Here is a 15,380-nt window from a genome sequence, read left to right on the forward strand (position 1 = left end):
TGGTGGGGTGAGTTCTGTCAGCGATCGGGTGATCGCCCACGTGTCCGCCGCCGTCGGCAGCGAGCCGCAGCGGGCGTCGGTCACCTTTCTCGGCGTCGAACCGATCGACGTGCTGCGGTTCGCCGACGGCGACCGAGTGGTCTACGTGACGGTGGGGTGCGCACGCCACCCGATGCACGATCCGGCCGACTTCGCTCCCGACCCGGTCCGCGGACCGCGAGCCGAGGTGACGGTGACCCTGCGCGCGAGCATGCCGCTGCAAGGACTGCACAAGTCGCTGGCCATGCTCGCCGCGGCGCCCGCCGTCGAAGGGCTGATCCTGGCGGAGGACTCGCTGATCGACCTGCAGGAGCCGCTGTGGGCCGGGGCGATCTGCTCGGCCTTCCTCCTCACCGGCGACGACCGGTTCGCCGATCTGCCGCTCGACGACCCCGCCGATCCGGTGCGTTTCCTGCGTGCGGTGCCGATCACCGCGAACGAAGCGGCATGGGTGCGGCTCAAGGGCGCCGATGAGCTGCGCGCGGCGTGGGCTGAGGCCGGCACGGATGTGACCGACCCCGGCCGGGCCGCGGTGTCGCCGTAGCGTCGCTCACAGCCAGTGGGAGCGGTGAAAGATCCGCCACAGGGTGAAGCACACCGCGAACAGAGTGAGCAGCAGCAGCGGGTAGCTGTACCGGTAGTGGAGTTCGGGCATGAAGTCGAAGTTCATCCCGTAGATCCCCGCCGCCGCGGTGGGGACCGCGGCGATGGCGGCCCACGCCGAGATCTTCCGCATGTCGGTGTTCATCTGGGTGCTGACCTTGGTCGCGGCGGCGTTCAGCAGTGCCGTCAGGCGCTCGTCGTACTCGACGACCAGGTCGTTCGCCGTGGTCAGATGGTCTGCGACGTCGCGGAAGTGCCGTTGGATCTCGGTGTCGTGCGGGGTGAGCGCCGCCGATTCGAGTGTGCCGGAGCTGCCCGACAGCAGTGAGAGCGGCACCGCCAGCGGCTGGACCGCGCGGCGCAGCTCCAGCACCTCGCGTTTGAACAGGTAGACCACGTCGATGTCGAGATCCCGTGACGACGCCGCGAAGACGCGCTCTTCGAGCCCGTCGACGTCCGCCTCCATCTCGCGCACGACCCTCAGATAGGAGTCGACCACCCGGTCGGCGATCGCGTGGACGACAGTCGCGGGGCCGAGCCGCAGATGCTCGGGTGTCTGCTCGAGGCGCGCGCGTACGCCCGCGAGATGTGTGTGTTCCCCGTGGCGGACGGTGATGACGAAGTCCCGTCCGGCGAGCACCATGATCTCGCCGGTCTCGACGATGTCGTTGGCGACCTCGTCGTCGTCGTGGTCGATGTACTTGACGGTCCGCAGAACGAGGAACAGAGTGTCGTCGTAGGTCTCGAGCTTGGGACGCTGGTGGGCGTGGACGGCGTCCTCGACCATCAGCGGATGCAGCCCGAAGGTCTCGGCGACGTCGTTCATCTGCCGCTCGTCCGGTGCGTGCAGACCGAGCCACACGAAGCCGCTTCCGGTGGTCCGCACGAATGCGAGAGCCGAGCGGATGTCGGGCGGGGTGGGCTGCCGGATGCCGTCGACGTAGACGCCGCAGTCGACGATCGCGCGAGCCACGGGGACCGGGGGCGTTGCGACCTCGGGGTTCTTACCCGGCCCGCGGTTACCCGGCTGCAGCATTCTCGGCATGGACGGCACACGTCGACCTTAGCGAGCCGCCGGGCCGCCCGCTTACACTCAGTCCGTGCCATTCGACGTCTCCGTGTACACGACGACCGCGATCACCCTGCTCGTCATCATGGACCCGCCCGGGCAGGTTCCGGTGTTCCTGTCCCTGGTCGGCCGGCGCTCAGCCGAGTACCGGCGTAAGGCCGCCTGGCAGGCACCGCTGGTGTCGCTGCTCGTCATCAGCCTGTTCGCGGTCGGCGGCCGCGCCATCCTGGCCTATCTGCACATCGGCATACCGGCGCTGCAGGGCGCGGGTGGACTGCTGCTGTTGTTGGTCGCGCTGCAACTGCTCATGGGACTCGGCGGTTCGACCGCCGCACAGGTGTCCGACGACGTCAACGTGGCGCTGGTACCGCTCGGCACACCGATGCTCGCCGGCCCCGGAGCCATCGCCGCGGTGATCGTCGCCGTCAGCCAGGTACACGGAGAAGTGCCCGGGTACACGGCGATCGCCGCGGCCATTCTCACCGTCCATGCCGTGGTGGCGCTGGCGCTGTTCTTCTCGACCGGCATCATCAGGGTGCTGCGGGTCAGCGGCATCACGCTGCTCGCCAAGATCGCCGGTCTGCTTCTGGCGGCCATCGCGGTCCAGTTGATCGCGACGTCGGTGATCGGTTTCGCGGCCACGGCGTGAGCGTCGATTAGTCTGGTCGGCGATGTCTACTCGACGATTCTCCCGCCGCGCCGCCGCTCTCGCGGCCGCGATCGGCGCGGCTGCGACCCTGATCACGGCGTGCGGATCCGATGTACCGGCACCTCTGCGCGTCGGTACCGACGGCACCCCCGAGATGCAGGTGGCAGCGCAGATCTACGCGGGAGCGCTCGCGCGCACCGGCGTCCGAGTCGACGTCGGCGGCCGGGCGTCGGCCGACAGACGGCTCCTCGACGAGGCGGCGCAGGGCGATGTGGACCTGTTCCCGGCGTTCACCGGCGATCTGCTGACCGCGTTGATGCCCGGGCCCGACGCCGTGTCGAGTGAAGACGTGGAGGAGGCGGTGAACCGCGCTCTGCCGCAGGGCGTGACGATCGGCGATCCGGCAGCGGTGAACGACCGCAGGCAGTTGATCCTCGCCCAGACCGTCTCCGACGCCGATCACCTCACCGACCTGGCGCAATGCGGGGCGGTGCCGCCCGGACTGCCGTTGGTGAGCACCGGCGAGCTGACCGCGGAGGAGAAGCAGGCGTTCAGCGTCTGCCGGTTCGGTGCGATCACGGAGCGCCTGACGCCGCAGCAGGTGGCCGACCGCGTCCGCGGCGGGCAGGCGCTCGGAACGCTGACCGGGCTGGAGGCGGCGACGGCGCTAGCCGGCCGCGACGACGTGACGGCCCTGCGGTCGGCCGAATCCGGGCCGATGGCGCAGGATCTCGTGCCCGTATTCCGCGCATCCCTGATCGGCAAGCCGCAGATGAAGGCGCTCAGCCGTGTCGCCGGTGAGTTGACCACCGCGGATCTGGCCGAGCTCGCCGCGCGCGTGGAGCGGGGCGCAGACCCCGCGGCCGTCGCGAACGAATGGATCGGCACGCACGGCGTCTGATCCGCCGGGCTCGTACACCGAGACGGGGCCGCCGCGACGATCGTCTCGTCGCGGCGGCCCCGTCCGTGGTCCGGGAGGCTACTTGGTGCGCTTGAGCGCCCAACCGGTGACGCGGGCGCCGATGCCCTGGTAGCCGGAGGCCACCAGACGGACGCACAGATCGAGAACCTTCGCGTCCGCGCCGACGAGGACGCGTGCGCGGTCGCGCTCGACCGCCTTGATGATGATGTCGGCGGCCTTCTCCGAGCTGGTGTTCGCCAGGTACTTGTCGAACAGCTCGGCGGTCTTCGCCTGGTCGTGATCGCCCGACGTGGTCGCATTGCGGGCGATCGCCGTCTTGATTCCGCCCGGATGCACGCAGGTCACCTTGACCGGGTGCTTCGCGATGATCATCTCCTGATTCAGCGCCTCGGTGAAGCCGCGGACGGCGAACTTGGCGGAGTTGTACGCGGCCTGACCCGGTTCGGCCAGCAGGCCGAACAGCGACGAGGTGTTGACGACGTGGCCGTCGCCCGACGCGATCAGGTACGGCAGGAACGCCTTGGTGCCGTTGACGACGCCCCAGTAGTCGATGTCCATGACACGCTCGATGTCCTTGAACTCCATGGTCTCGACCTCACCGTGGTGCGCGATGCCGGCGTTGTTGAAGATCGCGTTGACGGTGCCGAAGTGGCCGGCCACGGTGTCGGCGTACGCGAGGACGGCCTCTCGCTCGGCGACGTTGAGCAACTGGCTGTGCACCTGCGCACCGGTCGCTGCGACCAGCCGCTCGGTCTCCGCGAGACCGTCCGGGTTCACATCGGAGATGGCGATCTTGGCACCGCGCTTGGCGAGCTTGACCGCCAGGTCGCGGCCCATCCCGGAGCCGGCGCCGGTGATGACGATGACCTTGTTGTTGAAATCCTTCATAGTTCTCTCCTGAAGTCGGGAAGTTGCGGTGTCGGGAAGTCGGGTGTCGGTCGGGTCAGGCGTCGGTGCCGACGGGTTCGGCCGGGGCCTCGTCCGCGGTCTGCACGGGCTCTGCGACGACGGCGGGCCGGTCCGCGGTGCGCACGTCGTACGCGTCGAGGTCGAACGAACGCGTCTGATTGCGGAAGTTGAAGGTAAACCCCGGCCACAGGACGGTGATGTCGCCGTTGTGATCCTTGTACCAGGAGGCGCACCCGCCGTTCACCCAGACACTGGACCGCAGCGTGCGCTGGATCCCCGCGTTGAAACGGTCCTGCGCGTCCTTGCGCACGTCCACTCTGGTGATGCCGCGGGCGCGTGTCTTGCGCACGTAGTCCACCAGGTAGTTCAGCTGTGACTCGATCATGTACACCATCGACGTGTGGCCCAGGCCGGTCGACGGTCCGATCAGCAGCATCAGGTTCGGGAAACCGTGGACGAACGAGCCCTTGTAGGCCTGCATGCCCTCGCGCTCCCAGACCTGTGCCAGGCTCTCGCCGTTCGCTCCGACGATGGTGTCGAAGACAGGGGAGTCGGTGACGTGGAATCCGGTCGCGACGACGATCACGTCGACGTCGCGGGCGGTGCCGTCCGCGGTGACGATGCCGGTCTCGGTGATGCGGTCGATGCCGTCGGTCACCAGTTCGACGTTGTCCTGGTCGAGGGTCGGGTACCACTCATTGGACTTCAGGATGCGCTTGCAGCCCACCGCGAACCGCGGGGTCACCGCCTTGCGGAGCTCGGGATCGCGGATACCGCGGAAGATGTTGGCTCGGCTGAGCGCCTCGACGGGCTTGAGCGCCTTCGGGGCGTAGGTCATCCCGGCCGCGACCACCTCGTTGAACGAGTAGATGCCGCCGCGGATGGCCGCCTGCAGACCGGGGACGTTCTTGAACGCCCAGTTCTCCACGCTCAGGTACGGGCGCTCGTTGCGCGGGATGATCCACGGCGCGGTGCGCTGGTACACGTCCATGTGTCCGACCACCTTGCCCAGCTGCGGCACGATCTGGATCGCCGAGGCGCCGGTGCCGATGACGGCCACGCGCTTGCCGGTGAAGTCGTAGTCGGTGTCCCAGCGGGCCGAGTGCACGATCTTGCCCCGGTAGTCGCCGAAGCCCTCGATATCGGGGAGGTTCGGCTCGCACAGCGGTCCGACGCCGCCGATGAGGGTGCGCGCGGTGAGGGTGTGGCTCTCGCCGTCCCGCTCGTAGTCCAGCTTCCAGCGTCCGGCGGTCTCGTCCCACTCCGCACGGCGCACATCGGAGCCGAACAGAGCGTGCTCGCCGATGCGGTGCTCGTCGGCGACGGCGTTGATGTAGCGGTGGATCTCGGGCTGATGAGAGTACGACCGGGACCATTCCGGGTTGAGCGCGAACGAGTAGGAGTACAGGTGCGACGGGACGTCGCACGCGGCACCCGGGTACACGTTGTCGCGCCAGGTGCCGCCGAAGTCCTGGCCGCGGTCGAGCAGGACGTAATCGTCCACACCCTCCTGGCTGAGCTTGATGGCTGCACCGAGTCCGGAGAACCCGGCTCCGATGATCGCGATCTCTACATCATGCGTTGTCATGGTGCCTACGATAAGCGCGTGTTGACCGCGAGTCAATAGGCAATTGAATTCAGGTCAATAAGCGCTTACGGTTGGTGCATGACCACCGCCAGAACCCGTTTGAGCCCTGCTGCACGCCGTCGTCAGCTCATCGATCTGGGCGTGCAGATGGCACGCGACCGTCCCCTGGAGTCGGTCACGATGGAAGCGGTCGCCGAAGCGGCGGGAGTGTCGAAGGCACTGATCTTCCACTACTTCGAGTCCAAGGCCGATTTCCATCTGAGCGTCATCACCGAGCAGGCGGAGGAGATGCTCGCCCGCACGGAGCCGCAGGCCGAGCTCGGCGATCCGATCGCGATGCTCCAGGCCTCGATGACCGCCTACGTCGACTACGTCGCCGACAACGGGCGCGGGTTCGTGGGCGTCATCCGCGGCGCGGCGAGTGCGGACGACGCGATCAGAGCGGTCGCCGACCGGACGCGCGCGGCGATGACCGAGCGGATTCTGACGCACGCGCCCGCCATCGGGATCGAACGGAGCCCGGCGATCGAACTGTCGGTGGCGGGCTGGATCGCCTTCGTGGAGGAGACGCTCGTCCGCTGGCTCGACGACCCGGTGATCACCCGGGAACAGCTCGTACAGATCTTCGTCGCCGCTCTGCCCACCCTAGCCGGGCTGGTCGGGAACGTGACTCAGACATGAGCCGGCGCCGGCGATGCCGGCCGCGGACACACGAGAGGGGCCGCCTCGCCGAAGCGGGGCGGCCCCTCTCGTGTGTCGTGTCAGAGTCGCATCAGATCAGCGGAAGGCCTGATCGATGATCTCCTGCTGCTCCACCGCGTGGACCTTGCTGGAGCCCGACGACGGCGCGGACATCGGCCGGCGCGAGATCCGGCGGAGGCCGCCGAGCAACTCGGGGAGCATCTCCGGCAGCCAGAGACCGAGGAACGGCCACGGACCCTGGTTCGCCGGCTCCTCCTGAACCCAGACGAAGTCCTTCGCGTTCGGGTACTGCTCCAGCGTGCGCGCGAGCCTGCGGTAGGGCACCGGGTACAGCTGCTCGACGCGGATGATCGCGACGTCGTCGCGACCGTCCTTCGCCTGCCGTGCGGCCAGCTCGTAGTAGAGCTTGCCGCTGACCAGCTGCACACGCTGCACCTTGTCGCGGTCGCCGCCCTGCTTGGCGAAACGCGGATCGTCGATCACGGAGAGGAACTTGCCCTCGGTGAAATCCTCCACCGGCGAGACGGCCGCCTTGTTGCGCAGCATCGACTTCGGGGTGAAGACCACCAGCGGCCGGCTGATGCCATCGTGCACGTGGCGCCGCAGCAGGTGGAAGTAACTCGCCGGAGTCGAGGGCAGCGCGACGGTCATCGAACCCTCGGCGCACAACTGCAGGAAGCGCTCGATGCGGCCCGAGGTGTGGTCGGGACCCTGGCCCTCGTGGCCGTGCGGCAGCAGCAGCACGACGTCGCTGCGCTGACCCCACTTGGCCTCGCCGGAGCTGATGAACTCGTCGATGATCGACTGCGCACCGTTGACGAAGTCGCCGAACTGCGCCTCCCACAGGACGAGTGCGTCGGGGTCGGCGAGGGCGTAGCCGTACTCGAAGCCGAGCACGCCGTACTCGCTCAGCGGCGAGTCGTACACCAGGAAGCGGCCGGTCGCGTCGGGCAGGTGGTTCAGCGGTGTGTACTCCGAGCCGTTCTCGCGGTCGATCAGCACCGAGTGGCGCTGAGTGAACGTTCCGCGGCGGGAGTCCTGACCGGACAGCCGCACCGTGCGGCCTTCCTGAACCAGGGTGCCGAAGGCGAGGATCTCGGCGAACGACCAGTCGATGTCGCCCTTGACCGGCATCTCGTGGCGCCGCTTGATGACCGGCTTGACGCGCGGATGGGCGTTGAATCCCTCGGGCAGATTGCCGAAGGCGTCGCCGATCTCCGCGAGCTTCTCCTGCGGCACCGCGGTCACCAGCTTGGTGAGCAGCGTCTGCTCGCCCTCCACCGACGGCGACGCCTCGGGTGTGAACCGTTCGAGTTCCTTGACTTCGACGAAGACGCGCTCGAGTTGTCCCTGGTAATCGCGCAGTGCGTCCTCGGCCTCCTTGGTGGAGATGTCACCACGGCCGATCAGCGCTTCGGTGTAGCTCTTGCGGACGCTGCGGATGTTGTTGATGACGTCGTACATCGCCGGCTGGGTCATCGACGGATCGTCGCCCTCGTTGTGGCCCAGGCGGCGGTAGCAGACGAGGTCGATCACGACGTCGCGGTGGAACGCCTCGCGGTAGTCGACGGCGAGCTTGGCGGCCCAGACGCAGGCCTCCGGATCGTCGCCGTTCACGTGGAAGACCGGTGCGCCGATCATCTTCGCGATGTCGGTGCAGTACTGCGTTGAGCGCGAGTGCTCGGGTGCGGTGGTGAAACCGACCTGGTTGTTCACCACGATGTGGACGGTGCCGCCGGTGCGGTAGCCGTTCAGCATCGACATGTTCAGCACCTCGGCGACGATGCCCTGACCGGCGAAGGCGGCGTCACCGTGCAGCATCAGCGGCAGCACGTCGAACTCGCGGTCCTCCGACATGCCGTCCTGCTTGGCGCGGACGATGCCCTCGAGGACCGGGTCGACGGCCTCCAGATGGCTGGGGTTGGCGGTGAGCGAGACGGTGATCTCGTTGTCGCCGAACATCTGGTAGTACTTGCCCTCGGCGCCGAGGTGGTACTTCACGTCGCCGGAGCCGTGCGCGTCAGCGGGGCCGAGATTGCCCTCGAACTCGGTGAAGATCTTCGAGTACGGCTTGCCGACGATGTTGGCCAGGACGTTCAGCCGGCCGCGGTGCGGCATGCCGATGACGACCTCTTCGAGCTGGTGTTCGGCGCTCTGATCGAGAACCGCGTCCATCATCGGGATGACGGCTTCGGCGCCCTCGAGCGAGAAGCGCTTCTGGCCGACGTACTTGGTCGCGAGGAAGGTCTCGAACGCCTCGGCGGCGTTCAGCTTGCTCAGGATGTACTTCTGCTCGGCGACCGACGGCTTGGCGTGCTTGATCTCCACCCGCTCCTGGAGCCAGCGCTGCTGCTCCGGGTCGAGGATGTGCGTGTACTCGACGCCGACGTGGCGGCAGTAGGCGTCGCGCAGGATCGACAGCACGTCGCGCAGCTTCATGTTCCGCTGTCCGTGGAAGCCGCCGACGTTGAAGGTGCGGTCCAGATCCCAGAGAGTCAGGCCGTAGGTCAGTACGTCGAGGTCCGGATGCGAGGCCTTGGCGGCCGCGTTCATCATCAGCGGGTCGGTGTCGGCCATCAGATGACCGCGGCTGCGGTACGCGGCGATGAGCTCGAGGACGCGCGTGTTCTTGTCGACGAGTCCGGCGGGGACGTCGCGACGCCAGCGGACGGGCTCGTACGGGATCTGCAGCGAGGTGAACAGCTCGTCCCAGAAGGAGTCGTCGAGCAGCAGCGTGTGGACCTTGCGGAGGAAGTCGCCCGATTCGGCGCCCTGAATGATCCGGTGGTCGTAGGTGGACGTCAGCGTCATCAGCTTGCCGACACCCATCTCGGCGATCTGCTCATCGCTCGCGCCCTGGAACTCGGCCGGGTACTCCATGGCTCCGGCGCCGATGATGGCGCCCTGGCCCTGCATCAGCCGCGGCACCGAGTGGACGGTGCCGATGGTGCCGGGGTTGGTCAGCGAGATGGTGACGCCGGCGAAGTCCTCGGCGCCGAGCTTGCCGTCGCGGGCCCGGCGGACGATGTCCTCGTACGCCGCGACGAACTCGGAGAAGTTCTTGGTCTCGCAGCCCTTGATCGCGGCGACGACCAGCGTGCGGTTCCCGTTCTTTCCCGGCAGGTCGATCGCGAGGCCGAGATTGGTATGGGCGGGCGTGACGACGTTCGGCTTACCGTCCACGACGGCGAAGTGGCGGTTCATGTTCGGGAACGCCTTGATCGCCTGGACGATCGCATAGCCGAGGATGTGCGTGAAGCTCACCTTGCCGCCGCGGGTGCGGGCGAGGTGGTTGTTGATCACGACGCGGTTGTCGATCATCAGCTTCGCGGGAACCGCGCGGACGCTGGTCGCGGTCGGGACCTCGAGCGAGGCCGACATGTTGCGCACGATGGTCGCGGCGGGGCCGCGGAGCACCTTATTCGTGTCTGTCCCGGCATCGGCGGCAGGCTTGGCGGCGGACGCCGCCAGGCTGGTACCGGATGCGGCCTTGGTCGCGGCCGACTCACGTGCCGGTGCGGGGGCGCGGGTGGGCGCCGGTGCGGCCTTGGTCGGTTCGGTGTCGAGCGTGACCGCCTGCTTCGGAGCCACCCGGGTCGCCTGGGCCGCACCGTTCGAGGACGGGGCGGTCGCCGTCGAACCCGGGCGATAGTTCTTGAGAAGCTCGTGCCAGCTCGGATCGACTGATTCGGGGTTGGTCTGGAATCGCTGGTACATCTCCTCGACCAGCCATTCGTTTTGTCCGAAGTCGGATTCGGAAATCGAACTGCTCACAGCGCTGTCTCGCCTCAATTCACCCAGGTGTTCTTCGATCGCGTGGCGGGTGAACCGCTGGTCTCGTGAACCGCGGCCGACCTGCCATCAATCGATGGTACGCGGACCGCTCGCGGCTCGGGCGCTGTGTGCCGCACAGAGGGTGACACGCCGCGGTAAGTGGTCAATCTCACGTGCTGACCACCGTGTGACAGCGGGGATCGTCTCGGTCAGCGGAACGCCGAGGAGCTCAGCCGACGCTGGAGCGGTCGGCCGGGCGCGGCCCGGCAGCCGGCGCCTCGCAGTCGTCGGGGGAGACGCCGGCGTCCCACAGACGCCGGTACTCGCCGTGTGCCGCCAGCAGTCGGTGGTGCGTGCCCCTCTCCACGATCCGGCCGCCCTCGACCACCGCGATCACATCCGCTCGTGCGGCGGTGGCGAGGCGGTGCGCGACGATCACGCTCGTGCGGCGCCGGGAGAGTGCCTCGCCGGCCGCGAGCACCTGCGCCTCGGTGGCCTGATCGAGAGTCGCGGTGGCCTCGTCGAGCAGGATCAGATCCGGCTCCACCAGTTCGGCGCGGGCCAGCGCGATCAACTGGCGTTGCCCGGAGGAGAGTCCCCGCCCGCGTTCGGACACGCCGAACTCCATGCCTCCGGGGAGACCGGCGATCATTTGCGCCGCGCCCACTCGTCGCGCGGCTTCGGCGATCCTCTCGCGCGAGGCACCGGGCCTGCCGTAGGCGATGTTGTCGGCAACGGTCCCCGCGAACAGGTGGGGTTCCTGTGGGACCACGCCCAGGCGGCTGCGATAGCGGTGCAGATCGATGGTCCGCAGATCGATACCGTCCATCCGCACGCTGCCGGCCGTCGGGTCGTAGAAGCGCGCAAGCAGTTTGACGATGGTCGACTTGCCCGCGCCCGTGGTGCCGACCAGCGCCAGCGAGGTGCCCGCCGGGATGTGCATGTCGATCCCGCTCAACGCGTCGCGGTCGGCCCCGGCGTAACGGAAGTCCACGCGGTCGAGCCGAACGTCGCCGTCGAACGCGGGCGCCGCCAGTTCGGCGGGCGAGGCCTCCGAATCGGCCTGCGGTGCGTCCACCAGGGAACTCGGGGTCAGCAGCAGATCGCGGATGCGACGCAGACCGACCGCCGCCTGCTGATACGAATCGAAGACCGTCGTGAGCTGCTGCACGGGCCCGAACAACATCGCGAGGTAGAGCACGAACGCGATCAGGGTGCCCGAGGACATCGCGCCGGAGGCCACCTGATGGGCGCCGAACCCGAGGACGACGGCGGTGGCCGCGTCGGAGCAGAACGTGATGAAGGGGAAGTACACCGAGATGGCGCGCTGGGAGTCCATCCGCGCGTCGACCCACTCGTCGCTGCGCCGGCCGAACTCGGCCCGTGCCACCGGGATGTGCCGGTACACGCGTGTGGTCGCCAGACCCGCGATGTTCTCCTGGAAGTCCGCGTTCACCGCAGACACCAGTTCGCGGGTGCGGGTGTAGGCGCGCGAGCTGATCCGGCGGAACACGACGGTCGCGATCAGCAGGACCGGGAACACCGGAGCGATCACCAGACCGAGCTCCCAGTCGGTCGCGATCAGGGCACCGAAGACACCGACCAGGGTCAGCACCGCGACCACGGCCGACGACAGCCCGTTCTGGACGAATCCGGAGAGGGCATCGACGTCCGTGGTCATCCGCGTCATGATGCGGCCCGAGAGTTCGCGCTCGTAGTAGTCGAGGCCGAGTCGTTGCAGGTGGGCGTAGCTGCGGATGCGGAGGCCGTACAGGACGCGTTCTCCCGCGCGGGCCGCCGCCACCACGTTCACCGCCCCCGCGATCCAGGCGGCGGCGACGAGCGCGAAGCCGGTGAGCGCGGCGACCCCGATCACGTCGGCATCCGAACGCGAGGCGGCGTCCAGAACCGTGCGCGCCAGCGACGGGAAGGCCAGTCCGATCAGCGTGTCCGCAGCGATCGTCGCCAGCACGACGGCGAGCAGACCGGCCACCGGACGCAGAATCTGTTTGAGACTGAAGTCGGTGCGTTCGGCGCGGGCGGCCTCGACGTCCACCTTCGGATCGTCGTCGGCGGGCGGCAGTGCGGCCACCGCGGCACGGATCTCGTCGGTGGCGGGCATGGCGCCGAGCACTCCGGCCCGACCGCCGCCGCCGGGACCGATGCGCATCGGGGGCGCGGCCTCACGGCGGGCTTTCGGAGCCGGCGCGTCGACGCCGCCGGGCCACAGCTCCTCGATGCCGATGTCGTTCTGCGCGCGCACGCTCGCGGAGGCCGCCGCCCGCTGTTCCGCGGTGTCGGTCGGCGACATCAGCGCGCGGAAACGCGCACTGCGTTCGGTGAGTTCGGCGACCGTTCCGACGTCGGTGACCACGCCGTCGTCGAGGACCGCGACCCGATCGGCGATCGCCAGCGTGGAATCGCGGTGCGCCAACACCAGCATCGTGGTCCCGAGAGCGCGGAAATGAGCGAAGATCCGCGCCTCGGTCGCGGCATCGACCGCCGACGTCGCGTCGTCGAGGACCAGTACCCGGCTGCCCTGATACAGGGCTCGGGCGAGGGCGACTCGCTGTCTCTGTCCTCCGGACAGAGTGAGGCCTCGCTCGCCCACCTCGGTGGCGTATCCGTCGGGCAGTTCCGCGGCGAAGTCGGCGGCCGCCGCGCGTGCGGCGGCCCGGATGGAATCGTCGACCCCGTCCGGCGGCACCGGTTGCGGGCCGAGGCCGATGTTCGCGGCGATCGTCGTCGAATACAGGAACGGGTCGTCGAAGGCGAACGCCACTGCTCGGTACAGTTCGTCCGGCGCCAGCTCTGTGACGTCCAGACCGCTTCCCTCGGCGCCGATGAGCGCGACCGTCCCCGACTCGGCCCGATAGGCGCCGGTCACGAGTTCGGCGAGGGTCGACTTGCCGGATCCGGGCCCGCCGACCACGGCGACGCATTCCCCCGGCGCCACGCGCAGGTCGACGCCGCGGAGAACCCGGCGTCCGCCGAGCGTGAGTCCGACGCCGTCGAAGCTCAGGCCGAGCGGGCCGTCGGGAACGGTCGTCGTGTTCTCGAAGGCGCGATCGAGCGGGTGGTCGGCCACCTCGTACACGCGAGTCACCGCCGATGCGGCGAGCTGCGCGTTCACGACCAGGTTGGTGAGGATGCGCGCGAGGCCGGTCATGGTGGCGAGATAGGTGGAGAAGGCGAGGAAGGTGCCCGCGGTGATGTCGCCGGCATACACGAGGTATCCGCCGAGACCGATGACGGCGACCATCCCGAGTTGCGGAATCGATGCCATGGTCGGCGTGAAGCGCGCGCTCAGGTTTGCGGCGCGCAGTTTGAAGCGGTACAGCCGCTCGCCCAGGGCGGCGAGTTCGTCGGTGGCCCTGCGTTCCTGGCCGAAACCCTTCACCACACGCACGCCGGTCACCGTCTCCTCGACGTGGCCGGCCACCTCGGCGGAGGCCTGCTGCGCCGCCCAGGTGGCGGCGAACAGCCGTTTGCGGCTGCGGTACACGATCACCGCGATGAGCGGGACGATGGCGATCGCGACTAGCGTCAGCAGCGGCGACAGCCAGGCCATCACACCAAGCGACAGCACCACCTGGACCGCGCCGCCGAGCGAGAGCGGTGCCATGGCCAGCAGTGACTGGACCACCTGGAGGTCGGAGATGGAGCGGGACACCACTTGGCCGGTGCGAATCGTGTCGCGCGCCGGTCCGTCGACGTGATGGAGGGTGTCGAGCAGCCGTCGGCGCAGACCGTCTTGGACCGTGACCGACATGCGGCCGGCGGTCATCCGTCGGCCAAACTGACACGCGTAGCGCAGTGCCGCGGCCACCAGCAGGGCGCCGATGAGGACGGGAAGTCCCACACGGGCCGCCTGCTGACCGGTGGCCGAATCGATGGCGGCCTTGGTGATGAGTGGAGTGACCAGATCGACGGCAACGGCGCCGAGGGTGACGGCGACCAGCACCACGGCGAGGCGGCGGTGTCGTCCGCACTCGCCGACCAGGCGGCGAATCCAGCCCTGCGCGGCCGGCGCCGCGCGGCCGGTCAACCGGCCTCGATCGTGCGCTGGTGCGCGAGAACCTCCCCGTCGACGTCCCAGAAGCGGGGCGGGGGACCGAAGGCTTCGCGCGCATTGCGGACCACGAGCGACCCCAGCGCCCGGTTGCCGACGCCGCCGACCACCGCGCCGATGCCGCCCGGAATGAGCTTGCCCATCACGACGGGTGCCTTGCCGATCGTGAACTTCTTGATGAACCGGTTGCCGAGTGTCTTATTGAGCGTCGAGAGGTTGACCCCGGGCATCCCGGGCACGCCGAGCTTGGCGATCGCGTCACCGCCTCGCGCTCCGAGCGCTTTCCCGACGACAGACGTGCCCTCTTCGCCGAGCGCGACGGCGAGCACCAGCGTCTTGCGGCGTTCGGTGTCCGCAGGCGAGATGCCGTGGACTTCGGCGACCGCCAGGGCCAGCAGGGCGGACGCCTCGATGAACACGGCGCTCTCCGCGGTGATCGCGCCGAGGGCGGTCAGGGTGCCCACGCCGGGAATCGCCGCGGCCGCGCCGACCGCGCCTCCCGATGCGGTGACCGAGCGCAGGTAGTGCTTCTCCAGCCGTCGGATCACCTGCTCGGGACCCTCGTCGGGATGCTTGCGGCGCACGCGGCGCACGTACTTCGCCACCGCCGGTTGTTGAAGTCGCTGGGCCTTGTCGACGAGCACGGTCAAGATCGCCAGCGACGACTTGCCCGCGTTCTGGGCGGCCCGGCCGTCGACGTAGGTCACCGGAGCGGGCGCGCCACTGCGGCGGTTGTCGTCGCTGTGCGCGACGGATTTCGACTTGCGCATGTGTCGATCCTCCCTGTCGGCCGGGCTGTCGGCGCGGACGTGTACTCCGATTCCGCGCGAGGATTCCGCGCGACCGGTGCGCGACGCGATGGCCGGGCGACGACTCCACAATATGCGCGACCACTGACATCGGTGGTGCGCCGAGCTCCGCCAGAGAGCCCGGCGGCGTCCGGAACAGGTCGGTGAGCGGTGTTAACCTGATGCCCTCGCTCGGCCTCGCGCCGATGTCCGGATCCGAAAGGACGCGCACGTGACCACAACCCTGCAGACTCCGGTGTTCAAA

General features: G+C 68.7%; 10 protein-coding genes. 4 read left to right on the plus strand and 6 right to left on the minus strand.

Annotated elements, in window-relative coordinates; genetic code table 11:
- The first annotated feature begins 7 nt into the window (after positions 1-7).
- The gene (locus ACK8HH_RS06260; RefSeq protein ID WP_039867438.1) at positions 8-583 is read left to right on the plus strand and encodes a suppressor of fused domain protein; all 576 of its coding nucleotides are present in this window, start codon (positions 8-10) and stop codon (positions 581-583) included.
- Positions 584-589: 6 nt separating this feature from the next.
- Here the strand turns inward: ACK8HH_RS06260 and ACK8HH_RS06265 are convergent, their stop codons facing one another.
- Positions 590-1,687: a magnesium and cobalt transport protein CorA gene (locus tag ACK8HH_RS06265; protein ID WP_039867437.1), complete on the minus strand. Its 1,098-nt coding sequence runs from the start codon at positions 1,685-1,687 to the stop codon at positions 590-592.
- A gap of 55 nt (positions 1,688-1,742) precedes the next feature.
- Here ACK8HH_RS06265 and ACK8HH_RS06270 point away from each other — a divergent pair, with 55 nt between their 5' ends.
- Together ACK8HH_RS06270 and ACK8HH_RS06275 are read left to right on the plus strand one after the other, a co-directional pair.
- Positions 1,743-2,360, plus strand: coding sequence for a MarC family protein (locus ACK8HH_RS06270; protein WP_062367552.1), 618 nt, complete (start codon positions 1,743-1,745; stop codon positions 2,358-2,360).
- 22 nt (positions 2,361-2,382) lie between these two features.
- Positions 2,383-3,261, plus strand: a complete 879-nt coding sequence (locus ACK8HH_RS06275; RefSeq protein ID WP_412475630.1) for a glycine betaine ABC transporter substrate-binding protein — start codon at positions 2,383-2,385, stop codon at positions 3,259-3,261.
- Between the two features lie 78 nt (positions 3,262-3,339).
- Here ACK8HH_RS06275 and ACK8HH_RS06280 read toward each other — a convergent pair whose 3' ends face one another.
- On the minus strand, positions 3,340-4,170 hold the full coding sequence (locus ACK8HH_RS06280; protein WP_045538384.1) for an SDR family NAD(P)-dependent oxidoreductase: 831 nt from the start codon (positions 4,168-4,170) through the stop codon (positions 3,340-3,342).
- A gap of 55 nt (positions 4,171-4,225) precedes the next feature.
- A complete protein-coding gene (locus tag ACK8HH_RS06285) occupies positions 4,226-5,779 on the minus strand; it encodes a flavin-containing monooxygenase (protein WP_412475631.1) in 1,554 nt (517 codons plus the stop codon).
- Positions 5,780-5,857: 78 nt separating this feature from the next.
- Here ACK8HH_RS06285 and ACK8HH_RS06290 point away from each other — a divergent pair, with 78 nt between their 5' ends.
- A complete protein-coding gene (locus tag ACK8HH_RS06290) occupies positions 5,858-6,460 on the plus strand; it encodes a TetR/AcrR family transcriptional regulator (RefSeq protein ID WP_006896434.1) in 603 nt (200 codons plus the stop codon).
- A 96-nt stretch (positions 6,461-6,556) separates the two neighbouring features.
- Here the strand turns inward: ACK8HH_RS06290 and ACK8HH_RS06295 are convergent, their stop codons facing one another.
- The 3 genes from ACK8HH_RS06295 to ACK8HH_RS06305 all read right to left on the minus strand — a co-directional run bounded on the left by ACK8HH_RS06295 (position 6,557) and on the right by ACK8HH_RS06305 (position 15,097).
- Entirely contained in the window at positions 6,557-10,255 is a 3,699-nt protein-coding gene (locus ACK8HH_RS06295; RefSeq protein ID WP_006896433.1) for a multifunctional oxoglutarate decarboxylase/oxoglutarate dehydrogenase thiamine pyrophosphate-binding subunit/dihydrolipoyllysine-residue succinyltransferase subunit, read from the minus strand.
- A gap of 229 nt (positions 10,256-10,484) precedes the next feature.
- Positions 10,485-14,303 (minus strand): ABC transporter ATP-binding protein, encoded by a 3,819-nt coding sequence (locus ACK8HH_RS06300; RefSeq protein WP_412475632.1) that lies wholly within the window; start codon positions 14,301-14,303, stop codon positions 10,485-10,487.
- Positions 14,300-15,097 carry a hypothetical protein gene (locus ACK8HH_RS06305; protein WP_006896431.1) on the minus strand — a complete coding sequence of 266 codons (798 nt, stop codon included), beginning with the start codon at positions 15,095-15,097 and terminating at the stop codon, positions 14,300-14,302. Before ACK8HH_RS06305 ends, ACK8HH_RS06300 begins: the two co-directional genes overlap by 4 nt.
- Positions 15,098-15,380 lie beyond the last annotated feature (283 nt).

This window comes from Gordonia sp. LUNF6 (assembly GCF_047041125.1).
Lineage (GTDB): Bacteria > Actinomycetota > Actinomycetes > Mycobacteriales > Mycobacteriaceae > Gordonia > Gordonia sihwensis.

What these genes read in the sequence shown, in the direction of transcription:
- ACK8HH_RS06265 (WP_039867437.1), bottom strand. Translation starts at nt 1,687, where the DNA reads ATGCCGAGAATGCTGCAGCCGGGTAACCGCGGGCCGGGTAAGAACCCC.
- ACK8HH_RS06275 (WP_412475630.1), top strand. Translation starts at nt 2,383, where the DNA reads ATGTCTACTCGACGATTCTCCCGCCGCGCCGCCGCTCTCGCGGCCGCG.
- ACK8HH_RS06280 (WP_045538384.1), bottom strand. Translation starts at nt 4,170, where the DNA reads ATGAAGGATTTCAACAACAAGGTCATCGTCATCACCGGCGCCGGCTCC.
- ACK8HH_RS06285 (WP_412475631.1), bottom strand. Translation starts at nt 5,779, where the DNA reads ATGACAACGCATGATGTAGAGATCGCGATCATCGGAGCCGGGTTCTCC.
- ACK8HH_RS06290 (WP_006896434.1), top strand. Translation starts at nt 5,858, where the DNA reads ATGACCACCGCCAGAACCCGTTTGAGCCCTGCTGCACGCCGTCGTCAG.
- ACK8HH_RS06305 (WP_006896431.1), bottom strand. Translation starts at nt 15,097, where the DNA reads ATGCGCAAGTCGAAATCCGTCGCGCACAGCGACGACAACCGCCGCAGT.